This window comes from Geobacillus proteiniphilus (genome assembly GCF_001908025.1).
Taxonomy (GTDB): domain Bacteria; phylum Bacillota; class Bacilli; order Bacillales; family Anoxybacillaceae; genus Geobacillus; species Geobacillus proteiniphilus.
Map to the genome: position 1 here is coordinate 1 of NZ_MQMG01000128.1, position 1,075 is coordinate 1,075.

Below are 1,075 nucleotides of genomic sequence, written 5' to 3' on the forward strand. Positions count from 1 at the left end.
CGAGCTGGCAAGGAGGTGAAACCGAAAGAGCGGTTCTCGATCATTCAGGAGTTATCCAACACCTATCCGATTGCCTGGCTATGCCAACTGGCCGGTGTGTCAAGAAGTGGATACTATCGATGGATGAACCAGCAGGGAATCGTCACAGAGAAGCAAAAGGAAAATGAACAAATCAAACAAATGATCCTCGAATGCCATCAAAAGGTCAATGGGATCTATGGATACTACCGCGTGAAAGCATGGATAAAACGAAATTATGGGAAGACCGTGAATCATAAGCGAGTGTACCGACTGATGAAAGAGTTGGGGGTTCAGGCCAAAATCCGTCGAAAAAAGCCGAAGTATAAAGCGGGAAAGGAGAATATCGTAGCGTCGAACGTGTTAAACCGTGATTTTGTGGCCACTGCAGCCAACCAAAAATGGGTGACGGATATTACCTATGTGCCATTTCAAGGAACCTATTTGTATCTGTCTGCTATTAAAGATCTGTACAACAATGAAATCATTGCGTATCGCATCAGTCGTTCGAATGACTTAAAATTGGTGATCGAAACTGTCAAGGATGCCATCAAAAAACGGGATGCGCGAGGAGTCCTTCTCCATAGCGATCAAGGCTCCCAGTACACATCCCGCCAGTACCATCAACTGCTGAAGGCTCATCATATCATTCCTAGTATGTCCAGAAGAGGAAACTGTTTAGACAATGCCTGCATGGAAAATTTTTTCGGGCATTTGAAATCGGAAATGGTGGACCTTCCCACCTTTGAAACGGAAGAGGAAATGATCGAGGCGATCGATCAGTACATGTATTTTTATAATTATGAACGGTGCCAGAAAAAACTAGACTACCTCAGCCCAGTGGAATACCGAATTGCCTAAGCAGCCTAGCAGACGAACGGCTGAGAATGTCTCCTTCTTCAGCTTGCCAACGATGAAGTGGAATGAAGGAAACGTTGTCAAGTGCTTTCCTTGACAACGTTTCCTCATTCCACTATCCTAACAAGCAGCTGAAGAAGGTGGGTATTTTTCACACTGTCTACTTGACAGGGATATGTTCACTCTGGGCAGGGGCTGC

At 45.2% G+C, this 1,075-nt stretch carries 1 protein-coding gene; it reads left to right on the forward strand.

From position 1 onward, the window contains the following. Window positions 1–879, forward strand: an 879-nt coding sequence (locus tag BRO54_RS18835) for an IS3 family transposase (protein ID WP_139268106.1), incomplete at its 5' end; no start/stop codon positions are given. Between the last annotated feature and the right edge of the window lie 196 nt (window positions 880–1,075).